The 16,270-nt window shown below is 40.7% G+C and carries 22 protein-coding genes; 7 read left to right on the forward strand and 15 right to left on the reverse strand.

What is annotated here, in order from left to right; genetic code table 11:
- Positions 1–45 precede the first annotated feature (45 nt).
- Both CS060_RS14045 and CS060_RS02865 read right to left on the reverse strand, forming a co-directional pair.
- The gene (locus tag CS060_RS14045) at positions 46–174 is read right to left on the reverse strand and encodes a YuiA family protein (protein WP_180271048.1); all 129 of its coding nucleotides are present in this window, start codon (positions 172–174) and stop codon (positions 46–48) included.
- A gap of 93 nt (positions 175–267) precedes the next feature.
- Complete coding sequence (locus CS060_RS02865; RefSeq protein WP_035047582.1) at positions 268–1,494, reverse strand: NAD(P)/FAD-dependent oxidoreductase; 1,227 nt, start codon at positions 1,492–1,494, stop codon at positions 268–270.
- A gap of 293 nt (positions 1,495–1,787) precedes the next feature.
- Between CS060_RS02865 and CS060_RS02870 the strand changes: the two genes are divergently transcribed.
- Positions 1,788–2,783, forward strand: coding sequence for an NAD(P)/FAD-dependent oxidoreductase (locus CS060_RS02870; RefSeq protein WP_035048471.1), 996 nt, complete (start codon positions 1,788–1,790; stop codon positions 2,781–2,783).
- Positions 2,784–2,810: 27 nt separating this feature from the next.
- On the opposite strand, the gene CS060_RS02875 is transcribed toward CS060_RS02870, so the two are convergent.
- Entirely contained in the window at positions 2,811–3,173 is a 363-nt protein-coding gene (locus tag CS060_RS02875) for a HesB/IscA family protein (protein WP_032101105.1), read from the reverse strand.
- 16 nt (positions 3,174–3,189) lie between these two features.
- Entirely contained in the window at positions 3,190–4,044 is an 855-nt protein-coding gene (dapF, locus tag CS060_RS02880; protein WP_035048473.1) for a diaminopimelate epimerase, read from the reverse strand.
- 145 nt (positions 4,045–4,189) lie between these two features.
- Between dapF and CS060_RS02885 the strand changes: the two genes are divergently transcribed.
- Positions 4,190–4,873, forward strand: coding sequence for a DUF2225 domain-containing protein (locus CS060_RS02885; protein ID WP_099668680.1), 684 nt, complete (start codon positions 4,190–4,192; stop codon positions 4,871–4,873).
- A gap of 4 nt (positions 4,874–4,877) precedes the next feature.
- Here the strand turns inward: CS060_RS02885 and CS060_RS02890 are convergent, their stop codons facing one another.
- Complete coding sequence (locus CS060_RS02890) at positions 4,878–5,117, reverse strand: YuzB family protein (RefSeq protein ID WP_035048476.1); 240 nt, start codon at positions 5,115–5,117, stop codon at positions 4,878–4,880.
- A 166-nt stretch (positions 5,118–5,283) separates the two neighbouring features.
- Between CS060_RS02890 and CS060_RS02895 the strand changes: the two genes are divergently transcribed.
- On the forward strand, positions 5,284–6,351 hold the full coding sequence (locus tag CS060_RS02895) for an NAD(P)/FAD-dependent oxidoreductase (RefSeq protein WP_035048479.1): 1,068 nt from the start codon (positions 5,284–5,286) through the stop codon (positions 6,349–6,351).
- 122 nt (positions 6,352–6,473) lie between these two features.
- Here CS060_RS02895 and CS060_RS02900 read toward each other — a convergent pair whose 3' ends face one another.
- Positions 6,474–6,779 (reverse strand): YuzD family protein, encoded by a 306-nt coding sequence (locus CS060_RS02900; protein WP_035048483.1) that lies wholly within the window; start codon positions 6,777–6,779, stop codon positions 6,474–6,476.
- Between the two features lie 94 nt (positions 6,780–6,873).
- On the opposite strand from CS060_RS02900, the gene CS060_RS02905 reads away from it, so the two are divergent.
- Positions 6,874–7,110 carry a NifU family protein gene (locus CS060_RS02905; RefSeq protein WP_003398276.1) on the forward strand — a complete coding sequence of 79 codons (237 nt, stop codon included), beginning with the start codon at positions 6,874–6,876 and terminating at the stop codon, positions 7,108–7,110.
- A gap of 48 nt (positions 7,111–7,158) precedes the next feature.
- Here CS060_RS02905 and thrB read toward each other — a convergent pair whose 3' ends face one another.
- The 5 genes from thrB to yutH form a co-directional block, all read right to left on the reverse strand.
- A complete protein-coding gene (thrB, locus tag CS060_RS02910; RefSeq protein WP_035048487.1) occupies positions 7,159–8,073 on the reverse strand; it encodes a homoserine kinase in 915 nt (304 codons plus the stop codon).
- A complete protein-coding gene (thrC, locus tag CS060_RS02915) occupies positions 8,070–9,128 on the reverse strand; it encodes a threonine synthase (protein ID WP_035048491.1) in 1,059 nt (352 codons plus the stop codon). Before thrC ends, thrB begins: the two co-directional genes overlap by 4 nt.
- The gene (locus tag CS060_RS02920; protein ID WP_035048495.1) at positions 9,128–10,429 is read right to left on the reverse strand and encodes a homoserine dehydrogenase; all 1,302 of its coding nucleotides are present in this window, start codon (positions 10,427–10,429) and stop codon (positions 9,128–9,130) included. The genes thrC and CS060_RS02920 overlap by 1 nt, the downstream gene beginning before the upstream one ends.
- Before the next feature lie 154 nt (positions 10,430–10,583).
- Positions 10,584–11,555, reverse strand: coding sequence for a 2-hydroxyacid dehydrogenase (locus CS060_RS02925; RefSeq protein WP_035048499.1), 972 nt, complete (start codon positions 11,553–11,555; stop codon positions 10,584–10,586).
- Positions 11,556–11,602: 47 nt separating this feature from the next.
- Positions 11,603–12,541, reverse strand: coding sequence for a spore coat putative kinase YutH (yutH, locus tag CS060_RS02930; RefSeq protein ID WP_035048503.1), 939 nt, complete (start codon positions 12,539–12,541; stop codon positions 11,603–11,605).
- 133 nt (positions 12,542–12,674) lie between these two features.
- On the opposite strand from yutH, the gene CS060_RS02935 reads away from it, so the two are divergent.
- Positions 12,675–13,172, forward strand: coding sequence for a phosphatidylglycerophosphatase A family protein (locus tag CS060_RS02935; RefSeq protein ID WP_035048507.1), 498 nt, complete (start codon positions 12,675–12,677; stop codon positions 13,170–13,172).
- A 29-nt stretch (positions 13,173–13,201) separates the two neighbouring features.
- Here the strand turns inward: CS060_RS02935 and nucF are convergent, their stop codons facing one another.
- From nucF to CS060_RS02950, 3 genes are all read right to left on the reverse strand, one after another.
- The gene (gene nucF / locus CS060_RS02940) at positions 13,202–13,972 is read right to left on the reverse strand and encodes a 5' nucleotidase NucF (protein ID WP_035048625.1); all 771 of its coding nucleotides are present in this window, start codon (positions 13,970–13,972) and stop codon (positions 13,202–13,204) included.
- A 92-nt stretch (positions 13,973–14,064) separates the two neighbouring features.
- Entirely contained in the window at positions 14,065–14,697 is a 633-nt protein-coding gene (locus CS060_RS02945; RefSeq protein ID WP_035048511.1) for a helix-turn-helix transcriptional regulator, read from the reverse strand.
- Between the two features lie 50 nt (positions 14,698–14,747).
- Positions 14,748–15,188, reverse strand: a complete 441-nt coding sequence (locus CS060_RS02950) for a DUF86 domain-containing protein (RefSeq protein ID WP_035048514.1) — start codon at positions 15,186–15,188, stop codon at positions 14,748–14,750.
- A 115-nt stretch (positions 15,189–15,303) separates the two neighbouring features.
- On the opposite strand from CS060_RS02950, the gene CS060_RS02955 reads away from it, so the two are divergent.
- Together CS060_RS02955 and CS060_RS02960 are read left to right on the forward strand one after the other, a co-directional pair.
- Positions 15,304–15,570, forward strand: coding sequence for a DUF3055 domain-containing protein (locus tag CS060_RS02955; RefSeq protein ID WP_009362246.1), 267 nt, complete (start codon positions 15,304–15,306; stop codon positions 15,568–15,570).
- 37 nt (positions 15,571–15,607) lie between these two features.
- On the forward strand, positions 15,608–15,880 hold the full coding sequence (locus CS060_RS02960; protein ID WP_035048518.1) for a hypothetical protein: 273 nt from the start codon (positions 15,608–15,610) through the stop codon (positions 15,878–15,880).
- A 22-nt stretch (positions 15,881–15,902) separates the two neighbouring features.
- Here CS060_RS02960 and CS060_RS02965 read toward each other — a convergent pair whose 3' ends face one another.
- A complete protein-coding gene (locus tag CS060_RS02965; protein ID WP_003398297.1) occupies positions 15,903–16,178 on the reverse strand; it encodes a YutD family protein in 276 nt (91 codons plus the stop codon).
- Positions 16,179–16,270 lie beyond the last annotated feature (92 nt).

Genomic DNA, 16,270 nt, shown 5'->3' on the forward strand with positions numbered 1-16,270 from the left:
CCAATACACCATTTTAAGTGTACTGAAAGCGAAAACATGAGTCAATTATTGCTTTATCACTACTTCATCTTTTTCTACACCCGTCCCCTCGCAATAGTGACACGTTTCTGAACCACCAACTGCAACGTGAACATAACCGTTCCCCGCACAATATTGACAAGTTGTTTTATTCAAAACTCTCTCCCCCTTTTCTTAATTTTCTGATAATTATACATAAAGAGAAATGATTTGTAAAGAAAAAACGAGCGAAACGTCACTTCGCTCGTTTTATAGTAATTTGAATTTCCCTTTTTTCGCAACAAGTGTTGGGCCACCAATTAAGTAAAGGGCACGGTTGTCAATCACTTTTTTCATCACACTTGCCTTTGCACCCCAAATTTTCTTACCAAATACTACTCCGATGGCGTCGTCATGACCAAGCGAACACACTGTTCCTTTTAGATCTGGTTTAAACGATTGTAATTCCCCTTGACCACGAATTAACACAGCTAAGTTTTTCGCGCAAACTTCCCCTTGTTGCATTGCAATTTGCGCTGTTGGCGGATATGGACGGTTTGTTTCTTCGTTAATAATTAACGCACAGTCTCCAACAACAAACACATCTTCATGTCCAGGGGCACGTAAGAATGGATCGACTTTCACACGACCGCGCATCGCTTCAAAGCCCGATTCGTCAATGACGCGACTTCCGCGTACTCCAGCTGCCCATACAACCGTTCCAGCCTTAATTTCTTCAACTTGGTCATCTTTGCTAACGATAATGCCTTCTGGTGTACATTCTTTAATTGCTGTGCCGATTTTAAACTCGACACCTTTTTTCTCAAGCACATTTACCGCATATTCAACAAGTTCTGGGTCAAAACCAGGCAGAACTGTCGGTGCTGCTTCTACGCAGATGATGCGCACTTTATTTGGATCAACGTCATATTCACGGCAAAGTTCTGGGACACGGTTTACAAGCTCACCTAAAAATTCGATACCTGTAAATCCTGCACCACCAACGACAATCGTCAAACGCTCATCACGTTTTTCTTCTTCTGTGCTATATGTCGCAAACTGATACTCAATATGCTCGCGAATTTGACGTGCAGCGTTGACGTTCGCAATCGAGAAGGCATATTCTTTTAAGCCTTTAATGCCAAACGTTTCAGATTCAAATCCAAGAGCAACAACTAAATAATCATACGTTAACGGCTCATGGTTTTGAAGCAATACTTGTTTTTGTTCGAGGTTGATTTTTTCAACCGTATCTTGAATAAATTTTACTTTACTTTGATCGATGACATCTGCAATTGCATAGCGAACGCGCTCGTGATGCAACGTTCCTGCAGCTGCCTCATGCAACCATGTTGATTCATAATGGTAATCATGTTTGTTGACAAGCGTAATGCTTGCCTCATTGACGCCAATCATCTTTTGTAAACGCGTCACTGTCATTAATCCACCATAACCTGCACCTAATACAACAACATTTGGCTTCTTCAAGCGAATCACTTCCACCTTTTCTTATTTTTTTTAGCTTGCGCTTTTTGAACGATTTTTATCGTTTAGAAAGTTTGTGAATTTATTCACGAAATAGACCAAAAAAATACAACGTTTTGTAACAAAGTTGTCATTTCTACGTTAACATCTTATTCTTTTTTTCTCTCTTTTTCAAGACTTATTTGTTCAATTTTTGGTCATAATTTTTGTCGAGTTCATGTCGAAATTTTCAAAACAACAAAAGCGTTCAACCATTTTTTATGGTATGATAATACGTGAGAATTTACGTTTTAGGAGGAATGAACGTGAAAGAAGATCAAAAATTATACGATATTACCATTATCGGCGGTGGACCTGTCGGCTTATTTACAGCGTTTTATGGTGGCATGCGTCAAGCGAGCGTCAAAATTATCGAAAGCCTTCCACAACTTGGTGGGCAACTTTCCGCGCTTTACCCTGAAAAATACATATATGACGTAGCAGGTTTCCCAAAAATTCGTGCACAACAACTGATTGACAACTTGAAAGAACAAATGAGCAAATTTAACCCAACCGTTTGCCTAGAACAATCCGTGGAAAAGTTAGAAAAACTAGAAGATGGGACGTTTAAGCTGACAACAAATAAAGAAATTCACTACTCCAAAGCAGTCATCATTACTGCCGGAAACGGTGCATTTCAGCCTCGGCGGTTAGAGCTCGAAAGCGCAGTACAATACGAAGGTAAAAACTTACATTATTTCGTTGATGATTTAAATAAATTTGCGGGTCAAAATGTGCTCGTATGCGGTGGGGGCGACTCTGCAGTTGACTGGGCGCTTATGCTTGAGCCAATCGCTAAAAAAGTAACGATCGTACATCGTCGCGATAAATTCCGCGCACATGAACATAGCGTCGAAAATTTAATGAACTCATCTGTTGATGTAAAAACGCCGTTCGTTCCTGTCGAATTGATCGGGGATAAAAACGGTATCAAACAAGTCGTTTTAGAAGAAGTGAAAACGAAAGCCCGCGAAACAATTGATGTCGATGCTGTAATTGTCAACTATGGCTTCATTTCTTCGCTCGGCCCAATTAAAGAGTGGGGATTAGAAATCGAGAAAAACTGCATTAAAGTAAACTCTAAAATGGAAACAAACATTCCAGGTGTGTATGCAGCAGGCGACATTTGCACATACGAAGGAAAAGTCAAGTTAATCGCTTGCGGATTTGGTGAAGCACCGACAGCAGTCAACAACGCAAAATCATACATTGATCCAAACGCAAAAGTACAACCACTTCACTCTACATCGATGTTTGAGTAAAAGAAAGGCCTCCATACAGGGGGCCTTTTAACATTCTTCTGGTGTACCAGCATGTGTCGCTGTGCGGAACGATGAACCGCAACCACATGAAGCAATAGCATTCGGATTATGAATCGTAAATCCGCCACCCATCGCTCCTTGTTCATAATCGATCGTCGTCCCTTTTAGTACAAGCGCGCTTTCTTTATCGACTAATATACGCAAACCGTCTTTTTCAAACTCATGATCATCTTCACGTTTATGATGATCGAATCCCATCGCATAAGATAATCCGCTACATCCTCCTCCATAGACGCCGACACGAAAATAAGCGTTTTCTTCCCCGCTTTCTTTCATCATCTGCTTCACTTGCTCTACTGCTTTTTCTGTTAACAAAACGATTTGCTCCATTCGACCTCACTCCTTTTTAATAGTAGTATACACCTGTACAAATAGTTTCGGCCGCTCCGCGCATCAACACATCTCCGTTTTCTTTCCATGTAATGTACAAATCTCCACCCGCTAAATGGACAACTGTTTCTTCATTTCGCTTCGTTTTTCCGTTTAATACGGATGCCACAACCGCTGCGCACGCCCCTGTTCCGCACGCTTGCGTTACACCAGACCCTCGCTCCCACACACGAAAATGAAGCTCACGTTCGCTCACCACTTCCACAAACTCTACATTAACTCCTTCTGGAAAACGCTCATCTTTTTCCACGACTGGTCCAAGCGTTGTAACAGGTGCCTGTTCGATATGATCAACATAAAACACAGCATGAGGATTTCCCATCGATACACCTGTCATGTAATACGTATGCCCTTCAAAGTCGACTGGTTCGCTAATGACAACATCATTCGCTTTTCCTATCATCGGTATTTCAGCGCGGGATAAACGGGGTTTCCCCATATTTACTTCTACACTATTGACCTTCCCATCTTCAACGAAAACACGAGCTTCAACAAGACCTGATAACGTTTCAATTAGAAACTGTTCCTCTTGAACAATCCCGTGTTCATATGCATATTTCGCTACACACCTCAACCCGTTGCCACAGTTTTTTCCTTCCGATCCATCGCTATTAAAAATACGCATTTTCACTGGAGCCATATCGGACGGACAAATTAAAATAAGCCCATCTGAACCAATTCCCGTATGCACATTTGATACACGTTGTGCAATATACGATAATTCCTCTTCCGCTAAACACTCTTTAAACATATTTACGTAAATGTAACTATTTCCTAGACCGTGCATTTTCGTAAATGAAAAACTTCTCATACTTCCCCTCCGCATACATCTTTAATAACACTATACATCGTCATCATAACCGTGACAACTTTTTTACAAATACATAAAAAGTCGCAGGCAATCCGAGAAACATATAGTATAATATGACTATCAATCATACAAGGCAGGGAACATAATGGATATTTTATATGATCGTACCGTCACATGTCTTGTTTGTAAACAAACATATACAACAAAAAAAGTTCGTTCACGTTTCATCCGCCCGGTCCAACATGACACTGACTTTTGTTCATATTATGCAAGCGAAGAAGCGAATCCGCTTTTGTATTACGTCCATGTTTGTCCACACTGCGGATTTTCGGCAACAGAGGAATTTTCGACATATTTCCCACCACAGACTTTGGAAACAATCCAACAAAATATTTGCGCCAATTGGCATGGGAAAAACTACGGCGGGGCTCGAACATTTGCTGAGGCGATTGATACATATAAACTCGGTATTTATTCCGCCACATTGAAAAAGGAAAAGCATATTGCGCTCGCTGGACTTTATATGCGTCTCGCATGGTTGTATCGTTCAAAACAACGAAATGAAGATGAACAGCGATTTATGCGATTAGCGCTCGACCAATACATCGCTTCTTATGAATCAGACGATTTTATTCATACACATATGTCCGAAGTACGCTTATTGTACTTAATCGGAGAATTATATCGTAGGCTAGGAAAAGAAAAACAAGCGATTATTTACTTTTCGCGCGTGATTGCTAGAAAAAAAGAGACGATTGAAAAAGGAATTGTCAATATGGCTTACGACCGTTGGCAAGAAATCCGTGAAGAAAAGAAGGGGGCACAATAGCCCCCTAAAACATTGGATTTTCCTCAATATACGCATAAACTCGTTCGACAAGTTGCTCCGCATCCTCTGCTGTGACAATATCCCCATTTACCATCGCAAACAATGTATTGGCGCACTTCCCGCAGTACCCTAAACACCCATATTCAACAATATCTAAATTTGGATCTTTCTCCAATTGCTCTAGTGCACGTTGGGACCCATTTGCTAAGTTACTTATACAAAATTCAACGATCGGTTTTAACAATATATTCACCTCAATCTTAATATTATAACACTTTTACAAAAAATGATGTAATATTAACATGTAAAAAACCACTTAATTATTCATGTTTCTCGAAAAAATGTTGTTATTTTGTCACAATTTCGTTATACTTTTAATGGTCGAATTTTATCAAAAGGGGAAAGCTTCCATGAGAAACCTCGTGCTACTTGGTGGCGGATACGGAAATATGCGCATCTTACTCCGCATCCTTCCAAATTTACCAGAACATATTCGTATTACATTAATTGATCGCGTTCCATACCATTGCTTAAAAACAGAATATTACGCTTTAGCTGCTGGGACAATTAGCGACCAACATATTCGCGTCCCATTCCCAGAACACCCTCGCCTATCTTACGTGTTCGGTGAGGTCAAAAAAATTGATTTACATCATGAAGTTGTGCATCTTCAAGATGGGACATGCATTCCGTACGATGACTTAATCATCGGTTTAGGCTGTGAGGATAAGTATCACGGTGTGCCCGGTGCAGACATCTTTACTTATAGCATTCAAACAATCGATAAAGCAAGAGAAACGTATCAAAAAATAAGCAATCTCCCTCCACATAGTATCGTTGGCGTTGTCGGAGCTGGATTAAGTGGTGTGGAATTGGCAAGTGAATTAGTTGAAAGCCGTCCAGACTTACACGTAAAACTATTTGATCGAGGCACGCGTATTTTATCTATGTTTCCTGAACGGCTAAGTCATTATGTAGAAGAATGGTTTCATTCACATGGCGTTGAACTCATTCGCCAATCCAATATTACAAAAGTCGAAGAACATACGTTGTATAACCATGATGAAGCAATCCACTGTGATGCGATTGTGTGGACTGCTGGCATCCAACCGAATCGTGTCGTTCGCGAACTGAATGTTGAAAAAGACAATCAAGGGCGCGTCGTGTTAACACCTAGACATCACATACCGAATATAGAAAATGTATACGTTGTTGGGGATTGCGCGAGCTTACCGCATGCCCCGAGCGCTCAACTCGCTGAAGGTCAAGCAGAACAAATCGCTCAAGTGTTACAAAAACGTTGGAAAGGTGAAGAACCGCCAAGCGAATTTCCACCAATTAAATTAAAAGGCGTTTTAGGATCATTGGGCAAAAAGCATGGATTCGGTCTCGTTGCCGATCGTCCACTAACCGGTCGCGTCCCACGCCTTCTAAAATCAGGCGTTTTATGGATGTATAAGTACCATAACGGATATTAATTTCCTACATTTTTCGTATAAATGCAGAAAAGACAAGATATGTTAGATGTACTTTCTAAACGTTCCATTGAACATGAAGCACAAATTACGGATTTGCGTTATGTAAAATGAATGAGGGCGAGTTACTTCGCCCTTTTTTCAATCGCTTCATAAATGTTTTTTAATTTCGGATTTCCTTCGTCAACAATCTCGCCATTAATGACAACGACAGGATAAAATAAGTCTTCGTCAATGACCTTTTGTGCCCATTGACGTTTTTCTTCGTCTTCTGGTGGTGAAAAAATATCAACATACACAAACTGAAATGAATGGTTCGGATATTTTCGCGAAATGGCAGCTTGAAGCCATTCGTACGTATCTTTTGATGACGGAGCACCGACACAAGAAGCACAAATCGTATCCGCTCCATACACACATATTTCAATCATATTTATTCTCTCCCCTGGAAAAAAGTTAAGTAACGTGAATAGATTTTTTTCATCATGATGATTATAATAAAATTAGTGAAAGGAGTCGATGAAAATGGCAGATCAAGATATTAAACAACAAGTGCAAGAAGTGTTAGATAAACTTCGTCCATTTTTACTTCGCGATGGCGGAGATTGTGAGTTAGTCGATGTGGAAGATGGCGTTGTTAAACTTCGTCTTCTCGGTGCATGCGGTAGTTGCCCAAGCTCAACGATTACGTTAAAAGCGGGAATTGAACGCGCATTGCTTGAAGAAGTTCCCGGCGTGGTTGAGGTTGAACAAGTGTTTTAAAAAAAGGGGTGTACGAAAAGTGCACCCCTTTTGACTATAAAAAATCATTTATTTTTCTAATGCCATTTTATATACACAACTTCCCGCCGTCTCTACTGACAGCATGCGAACATCACAATGTGGAAATGTTGCCACAAGCGCATCATATACTTCTTTCCCTCTCCCTTGTTCAGCAAAACAAAGAACAGTTGGACCAGCACCACTTAGCGCAACACCAAACGCACCATTCCGCTTCGCTACTGCGCGCACATGTTGCAATTCAGGAACGAGACTTTCCCGATATGGTTGATGAAATACATCTGCATCCATCATTTCACCAACAAGCGACCAGTTGTGCGTTAACAATGCAGCGACGAGCACATTACTAATAGCGCTTGCCTCGACTGCTTGCTCGCGCGTAAATGCACTTGGAAGAACAGTGCGAGACTTTTTCGTTTCCAATTCGTACGCCGGAATGACAGCAACTAAATCAACCGGAATGGAAGGGATGTGCACAACATGTGTACGGTCTTTTAAATGACTTCCAATGACTACTCCCCCATATAAAGAAGCACCAACATTGTCAGGATGACCTTCATATACGCTAGCTATGCGCATTTTTTCCTGGTGTGACAAATCAAGATGTCCAAGCTCATTTGCTAGCTCAATGGCCGCTATAATGGCAGCTGCGCTACTACCTAACCCTCTCGTAAATGGGATGTTACTTGATACAAACACGCGACACGGAGGTAGCACTACACCATACTGACGAGCTAGTTGATTTGCTACTTGATAAATTAAATTACTTTCATCTGTTGGAATGCTTTTTACTTCACTTGTTTTCGGAATAAATTCCCACATTTCAGCAAGAACAACTTCTAATGTTAAATGTAACGATACAGCTAATCCGATCGAATCAAAGCCAGGGCCAAGGTTAGCTGTACTTCCTGGCACGACAATTTTTAACATCTCCCCATCATTCATTGAAGAACAGCTCCTTGAATGTGCGCAAACACCGCTTCTTCATCATTTGGCAAAACGATCGGTTGAATATTCGTCGCGTCCATCGCTACATTTGGATCTTTTAATCCATTTCCAGTCAACACCGCAACAATTCGGCTTCCTTTTGCAATTTCTCCGCTCTCCACTTGCTTCATGACACCAGCAATTGACGCGCATGAAGCCGGTTCTGCAAAAATTCCTTCTTCTCGTGCAAGTAGACGGTACGCATCTAAAATTTGGGCATCTGTCACCTCATCAATTTTTCCTCCCGATTCGTTGGCGGCTTGAACAGCATATTCCCAACTCGCTGGGTTGCCAATTCGAATCGCTGTCGCAATCGTCTCAGGATTTTCGATCACTTCATTGCGCACAATCGCTGCTGCTCCTTCCGCTTCAAACCCGCGCATTTCCGGTAATTTTGTGCCATGCTTTTCATGAAATTGTTTAAATCCTTTCCAATATGCTGTAATATTCCCTGCGTTTCCTACTGGGATCGCAAGAATATCAGGCGCTTGCCCAAGTTGTTCGCAAATTTCAAACGCTGCTGTTTTTTGCCCTTCGATGCGATACGGATTGACCGAATTAACAAGCGTGACAGGTGCAATCTCACTTAAACGGCGCACCATTTTTAACGCGTGATCAAAGTTGCCTTGAATTGCAACAATTTCTGCTCCATACATGACCGCTTGCGCCAACTTCCCAAGCGCAATTTTTCCATCAGGAATGACGATAATACAACGCATATTTGCACGAGCGGCATATGCTGCTGCTGCAGCAGACGTGTTACCTGTTGAAGCACAAATAATCGTATCGCTCCCTTCTTCCTTTGCCTTAGCAACAGCCATCACCATTCCGCGATCTTTAAATGATCCTGTTGGGTTCGCTCCCTCTGTTTTAACGTATAACTCGACACCGAGTTTTTCAGACAAATGAATAAGCGGAATGAGTGGCGTGTTTCCTTCATTTAACGATAACATCGGCGTTTGATCCGTCACTGGCAAATAGTCACGATAATGATGTAACAATCCTCTCCACATTACAATGCACCTTCCCCTTCTACGCGATACGAACTTTTCACTTCTTCGACAACTTCTAAATCACGCAACTGTTGCAATACATCACGATAATCTTTTAAAGACGCTTGATGTGTAACGAGTACAATTTCAGCTAAGTCTTTTTGTTTTAAAGGAAGTTGTAAAATTTTCTCGAAACTTACTCCTCGTTCTGAAAAGAGCGATGTAATTTTCGCAAACGCCCCAACTTGATCTTTCACATGAATGCGTAAGAAATATTTAGAGTATATTTCGCTATCGTCTTTTAAACACTTGTCATATTGCGGAGTGACTGCACTTCTTCCGTTCACACCGAGGCGCATGTTTTTCATAACGGCAACTAAATCGGATACAACAGACGTTGCTGTTGGCAAACTTCCTGCCCCCGGGCCGTAAAACATCGTCTCCCCGACCGCTTCCCCATAAACATAAACTGCATTATACTCGTCATTTACTGACGCAAGTGGATGCGTTTCAGGTAGCAATGTTGGTTGCACGCTCACTTCTACTTTTTCACCATCGCGATGGGCAATACCAATTAATTTCATCGTATAGCCAAGTCGTTTGCTGTAGTTTAAGTCTTCCTCCGTAATTCCTGTAATCCCTTTTACATACACATCTTGTAAATCGATATGCATCGAAAAGCCGAGCCGAGCTAAAATTGCCATTTTCCGTGCCGCATCTAATCCTTCCACATCTGATGTCGGATCTGCCTCAGCATAACCGAGCGCTTGCGCTTCCGCTAATACTTCTTCATATGGTCGATTGAATTTGCTCATTTTCGTTAAAATGTAATTCGTCGTTCCGTTTACGATGCCCATCATTTTTGTAATGCGATCAGATGCCAATCCATCTACAAGGCTGCGTAAAATTGGAATACCTCCCGCTACACTTGCTTCATAAAATAAGTCACAACCGTACTCAGATGCAACAGAGAGCAACTCTGTACCGTATAATGCCATTAAATCTTTATTAGCTGTAACGACATGCTTTCCATTTTTTAACGCTTGTAATATATATTGTCGCGTTTCTTCAACGCCTCCCATCACTTCAATGACAACATCAATGTCCGGGTCGTTAATTACCTCCTCTACATGTGTTGTTAATACTGCCTCTGGCAAAACGACATCTCGTTTTTTGCTACGATCACGAACTGCGATCTTTTTTATTTCAACAGGGCAACCAATTTGATGTATTAATTTATCTTGATGATTTTTAATAATTTTAACTACCCCACTGCCAACCGTTCCTAATCCTAACAATCCAACTGATACGCTTTTTACCATCTTCCCCACCTCTTGTTTTTCTGTAATGAACATTTGTTCTTTTATAGTAGACATTATAGAGGATCTCCATTTCTTTTACAATCCTTATTTTCATTATCGTACCATATGAAAACGTTTTATGTTTAAAAATTTTCTAAAAAAATAAAAAAAGAGCCTATTGGCTCTGTACAGGTGTATAAGGCTCCTTTCCTTCTAACACAGCGATCACGTTGCGACAACATAGTTGCATCATCGCGTACCTCGTTTCTTTTGTCGCACTCCCGATATGCGGCAAAGCAACAACGTTCGGTAATTGTAATAGCGGATGATCCGAACGAATCGGCTCTTCGGCAAATACATCCAATCCTGCCGCAGCAATCTGTCGATCGATTAACGCGTCATATAGCGCTTTTTCATCCACAACCGCCCCACGCCCTGCGTTAATAAAAATAGCTGATCGCTTCATTTTCATAAATGCTTCACGGTTAAACAATTGATACGTTTCGTTCGTTAAAGGAGTTAAACAGACGACAAAGTCTGCTTGTTCAAGCAACTCATCAAATGAACAATACGTTGCACCAAGCGTTCGTTCCGCTTCAATATTTCGCGAACGATTATAATATAACACGCGCATATGAAATCCTTTTGCTCGATGTGCAACAGCTTGCCCAATTTTGCCCATACCGACAATCCCAATCGTTTTATGGTGAACATCTGTCCCTGCAAGTAACAGCGGACTCCAACTATTCCATTCTCCCTTTTTTATAAACTCGGTTGCTTCAACTATTCTCCTTGCTGTTGCTAACAACAAAGCAAATGTTAAATCCGCCGTTGTTTCTGTCAATACATCAGGCGTGTTACAAACAATGACCCCTCGTTTTGTCGCTGCCTCTACATCAATATTGTCGTAACCGACAGCTACATTCGCAATAACACGAAGTTTCACACTTTGTTGCAATAACTCCTCATCAATACAATCAGATATCATCGTAATTAATGCTTCCGCTCGGCTTGCTTCTTGAAGCAATATGTCGCGCGGAACGACAAGATGTTCATGTGGCCACATGTTTACATCATATTTATCGTATAACGGAGCAACAATATCGTCTGGTAGTTTTCTTGTAATAAACACATATGGTCTCCCCATACTCTTGACCCCTTTCGCACATTGTCCTCCGTTTCATTGTAACATATTTATAACCAGTCAAGACGAGGGATGGACATAGTAGTTATATCATGAAAATGGCGAAGCTTTCGTTCATATATATCGCTCTCTTTAAACACTTGTCGTAATTGCTGTTCATAGCCTTGTCTTATGTCCCCTTCTGCTCCATAGTAGTTTTCAATCGCTTGAAAATAATGAAGTGGAAATAACAAGCGAGCATAAATCATTCGCCAAGAAAACCGGCTAAACGGTTGTATCTGTTCGTACGTTCGTAAAAAGTGGACAATCGTTTCGTCTGGTTGTTTCATCAGCCATTGGTTTCGTATCCATTCCGAAACATCGCGACTCGCATGATCAAACACCCAATCCATCGGTATTTTCCCCATCTCCCACATTTCTGGTGTAAATTGTTCATGACAAATGGTTCGCATATCGCTACGCATTGGAACTTCGTCTAACTGCGTATCCACAACGTATTGAATCGCATTTTCAACCAATCCTACATAATACGGAAACGTTTCAATAAACTGTTCGTCTATTTCACTTTTTTCAGACGATCTCACTTGCCATTGCCAAAACTGTTCTAATTGATCAATACGTTGTCCCCATAGTTCCCCCCATCGCCCGAACCGATTTCTCGTTGAAACATCATACGGATATGTGCGCCCGCGCTGATGAAATAATGCGAGTTGTTGCGCGGTATCTCCTGTTTTCATTCGGTTTTCCATTTTCCATACACTCACTTGCTTTCCTTGTAACATGCCAATAAAACGTCCTGTTTTCGTTGGAAGCAACGTTGCAATCGTTTCGTCACCTTGTGTTCGCATATACATCGCCATATAATATAACTGCTGTATGTCGCTTTCTTTCTCATTCGTCGGCACCGCAATATATATGTCATTTCCACTTCGAACAAGAAAACGATCATTTTTTGTTTCCATATGATCGATACGAAAATAATAATCCATGCACATCCCTCCTTCTTTCATGTATATGTTTAAAAAATACGTATAAACTTCATATGAGAGAGGAAATGAACGCACGTTTCATAAAAAACACACATACATTGTAAAAAATAAAAAATGAAATAGGTGAAGTTGGATGGAGGAAAAAAAAATAGGAAAAATGGAGCAAATTGCACGACAATGGCTTGCAGATCGCGGGGTAACCATCGAACATATTGCGGAACTCGTTTATTATTTACAATCTAAATATCATCCTGACTTACAGATGGACGAATGTATTCATAACGTCAATCGAGTAATCGCAAAAAGGGAAGTGCAAAATGCATTATTTACGGGTATTCAACTCGATATGTTGGCAGAGAAAGGGTTACTACAAGATCCGCTTCAAACATTTATCGCAAAAGACGAAGGATTGTATGGAGTCGATGAAATTTTAGCTCTGTCCATCGTTAACGTATATGGTTCCATTGGTTTTACGAATTACGGTTACATCGATAAACAAAAACCGGGTATTTTAAAACAATTAAATGATAAATCTTCTGGTTACTGTCATACATTTTTAGATGATATCGTTGGGGCGATTGCTGCTGCCGCTTCAAGCCGTTTAGCTCATCGCGCCGCCCATGTGGAATAAATAGAAAAGGTGCCTCAATCGGCACCTTTTTATATACGTTCGATCCACTCTTTTAACGAATCAACGACGTACGTCGGTTGTCGATCATACGTTTGTAACATTTCTTTCGTCGTCACGCCTGTATGAACGAGAAGCGTATCTATTCCTGCATTCATTCCCGCCATAATATCCGTATCATAGTTGTCCCCGATCATTAACGTTTCTTCTTTCGGCACACCGAGCACTTCAAGCGCTTGTTCCATAATAATTTTTTCTGGTTTTCCAATAAAAATTGGCTTCGTCTGTGTCGATACAGCGACAACAGATGTAAGTGAACCGTTTCCAGGTAAAAGTCCACGCTCCGTCGGAATCGCAATGTCTCCATTTGTAGAAATAAACATGGCTCCGTTGCGAACAGCTAAGCATGCAATCGCTAATTTTTCATAGTTAATGCTGCGGTCAATGCCCATTACAACAACTTCTGCATCTTCATTCGCAAATGTAAACCCTTTTTCTTCAAGCGCTCGACGGATGCCATCTTCTCCAATCACATAAACAGAAGCATTCGGCTTCTTTTCATAAATGTAATTGGCCGTTGCTTGACTTGTTGTAAATACTTGTTCTTCCGTTGCAGGGATGCCAAATTTCCGAAGCTTTTCAGCCACTTGTTCTGGCGTGCGTGAAGAATTATTCGTGACAAACAAATACGGAATACCTTTTTCATGAAGGCGATGCACAAAAGCACACGCCTCTTCAATTCGTTCTGTCCCACGATACATTGTACCGTCTAAATCAATCAAATATCCTTTATATGTTTTCACTTTTGCCACTCCTTTTGACAACTTGCACGTTCAAACTTTAACGCAAAACAGCTATACTTGTCAAAAAGAGAGTAGCGACTGTCAATGATTGTTCATTTTTTTCGCTTAATATGGTAACGACACGCATCATCCCCATCAGCTAAACACGTCTTTGGAACAATTTCCGCCTCGTGAATGAGCGTTTCGAACAAATTGCGCTCACACTCACAAGCAATCGGATACGCTTGTGCGACCTCTGCAATCGGACAGTTATGTTCCACTAATTCAAATGAACCGTCATCGTATTGTAACAACTCGGACATATATCCATGCTCATTTTGTACTGCCACAAGTTCTTTTATTTTCTCATCAAACGATTTATCTCCAAATTGTTGTTCGTATAGCTTTCTCATCCGCTCTTTCCGATTTTGGAACAACTCTGCTACAATTTGTTTTCCGCCCATTTGTTCTAAATCAGCTAAAAAATCAATCATTGTTTGCTGATAATGGCGCGGAAAACGCTGATGTCCTTTGACACTTAATTGATACACGTTGGTCGGTCTCCCCATCGGTTGACGAACAAGCGTCGATTCAACCAATTCTTCGCGTTCTAACGCACTTAAATGACGTCGGACAGCCATTTCTGTAATTTGTAACTGTTCCGCCATCTCACCAACAGTTAACCGCTTTTGTACTTTTAACATTTTCAAAATTTGCTCTTTCGTGGAAGAGGTTTTTTTTCGCATCGCTTTTCACCCTCTTCCATTTTATACGATTTTCCCTATACACACAATTTTTAAACATTTTCATTTAAAAAGGCGGACACAGGTCCAAGTTCATTGTGTAAATACGTGCGAATAGCCGTCGGAAAAGATTGAAGAACATGGCGGTAGTTTTGCAACGCTTTTAATAATTCGTCATGTGGTACATCAATGTATTGCTGCACAAGCTTTTTGCGGAAATGAATGATTTGTTTTAATGCCTCGCCATCTTCATCCGAAAGAACACGTTCATCGACTAAAATGTCAATAATGTCCTCATAACTTCCCGGATCACGCATAATAAACCCATCAATCATCGCATTTCCAACATCAATGATTGATTCAATAATGACATGTCCTATCCGTTCAAGCGCTAGCTTCTCTATTGGCGTATGAAACGGTTGTTGGATATAGGAGACGACTTCCTCCATATATTTCAATGTTTTTTCGATTTTTTGACGATCAACAAAATACATCGCCTATCTCCCTTTCTGTTTTTTTATTTTTATTGTAGCATAGCGCTTTCTTTTACACATCTAACAGAAATTTGTTAAGATGAAGAAGCAAACAAAAACATACGGAGGTTTGAATATGGAGCGTTTCTTTTTATATGATGACACAGTCGATACGAAAACACGATTTGTTAGCTTCGTTGGAAAAAATGAACGGTTTGATTTAGCAATCGTCCAAACAGACCGTTTTTACGGGAAAGCGCTTGTCCTTGATTTACAAAGTAATCGATATGCGATTATCGGTTCAGATGACTTGCAACAGCCTGGGTATATTGAACACATATATAACTTAAATGAAGAAGAGGCAAACGAGTTGCGAAGCTTTTTACATGAAATCGTCGGTTAAGTGGTACGCTATGTAAAAAACGAAAGGAAGAATTCACATGACCGATGAAACATACCACGATTTTTCAACTGTGGAAGCGATGAAAAATTTTCTTGTGCCAGAGACATTGCCCGAAGGTCCATACGGTTCCCCACGGGGCGAACATGAACCTGTTCAAAATAAAAGTACCCCATGGCGAAAAGGGCAAAGATATTACAGCGCGTTTAATTATGAGTATAAGTCGCTTCATCAAAACATTCCGCGCCAAGACCCAGGCGCACATCCCGTTCACGATGATCCAGATGAGAACGAGCAACAACCATACTCATAAAAAATAGGTCAGGTGTCCTGACCTATTTTTTCACTTTCCGCAACACAAAATATGCACATCCAAAATTGCAATATTCAAACAAATATTCCGACAACGTGCTTATTTTCGTATCATATGTCGCCTTTTGATTATGGTCATCAAAAAAGCCTCGCAAACGAAGTTGGTTATATCCCCAATCCCCAACAATGTAGTCATATTTATTTAAAATGTCTGTGTAGCGAGCGCGGAACGCTTCTTCATTAAATCCGTTACGCACATTCTCCACCAGTTCATAACATGTATTATGAATGCAAATCATCGTTCTCACCTCTTCTTTCCATTTCTATCATAAAACATGTCTTTCTCCCAGGCAATCACCATTATGATCCTTTCAATAAAACGAATAATAAA

Origin of the sequence: Anoxybacillus flavithermus, from assembly GCF_002742685.1 — a bacterium.
In the GTDB taxonomy this organism is placed as follows: domain Bacteria; phylum Bacillota; class Bacilli; order Bacillales; family Anoxybacillaceae; genus Anoxybacillus; species Anoxybacillus flavithermus_E.

Bases quoted from the DNA above. Each gene is read 5' to 3' on its own strand.
- CS060_RS02945 (WP_035048511.1), bottom strand. From the start codon at position 14,697: ATGCGAAAAAAAACCTCTTCCACGAAAGAGCAAATTTTGAAAATGTTA.
- CS060_RS02920 (WP_035048495.1), bottom strand. From the start codon at position 10,429: ATGGTAAAAAGCGTATCAGTTGGATTGTTAGGATTAGGAACGGTTGGC.
- CS060_RS02955 (WP_009362246.1), top strand. From the start codon at position 15,304: ATGGAGCGTTTCTTTTTATATGATGACACAGTCGATACGAAAACACGA.
- dapF (WP_035048473.1), bottom strand. From the start codon at position 4,044: ATGAGAAGTTTTTCATTTACGAAAATGCACGGTCTAGGAAATAGTTAC.
- CS060_RS02885 (WP_099668680.1), top strand. From the start codon at position 4,190: ATGGATATTTTATATGATCGTACCGTCACATGTCTTGTTTGTAAACAA.
- CS060_RS02965 (WP_003398297.1), bottom strand. From the start codon at position 16,178: ATGATTTGCATTCATAATACATGTTATGAACTGGTGGAGAATGTGCGT.
- CS060_RS02960 (WP_035048518.1), top strand. From the start codon at position 15,608: ATGACCGATGAAACATACCACGATTTTTCAACTGTGGAAGCGATGAAA.
- yutH (WP_035048503.1), bottom strand. From the start codon at position 12,541: ATGGATTATTATTTTCGTATCGATCATATGGAAACAAAAAATGATCGT.
- CS060_RS02925 (WP_035048499.1), bottom strand. From the start codon at position 11,555: ATGGGGAGACCATATGTGTTTATTACAAGAAAACTACCAGACGATATT.
- thrC (WP_035048491.1), bottom strand. From the start codon at position 9,128: ATGTGGAGAGGATTGTTACATCATTATCGTGACTATTTGCCAGTGACG.
- CS060_RS02950 (WP_035048514.1), bottom strand. From the start codon at position 15,188: ATGTATTTTGTTGATCGTCAAAAAATCGAAAAAACATTGAAATATATG.
- thrB (WP_035048487.1), bottom strand. From the start codon at position 8,073: ATGAATGATGGGGAGATGTTAAAAATTGTCGTGCCAGGAAGTACAGCT.
- CS060_RS02895 (WP_035048479.1), top strand. From the start codon at position 5,284: ATGAGAAACCTCGTGCTACTTGGTGGCGGATACGGAAATATGCGCATC.
- CS060_RS02935 (WP_035048507.1), top strand. From the start codon at position 12,675: ATGGAGGAAAAAAAAATAGGAAAAATGGAGCAAATTGCACGACAATGG.
- CS060_RS02900 (WP_035048483.1), bottom strand. From the start codon at position 6,779: ATGATTGAAATATGTGTGTATGGAGCGGATACGATTTGTGCTTCTTGT.
- CS060_RS02905 (WP_003398276.1), top strand. From the start codon at position 6,874: ATGGCAGATCAAGATATTAAACAACAAGTGCAAGAAGTGTTAGATAAA.
- CS060_RS02875 (WP_032101105.1), bottom strand. From the start codon at position 3,173: ATGGAGCAAATCGTTTTGTTAACAGAAAAAGCAGTAGAGCAAGTGAAG.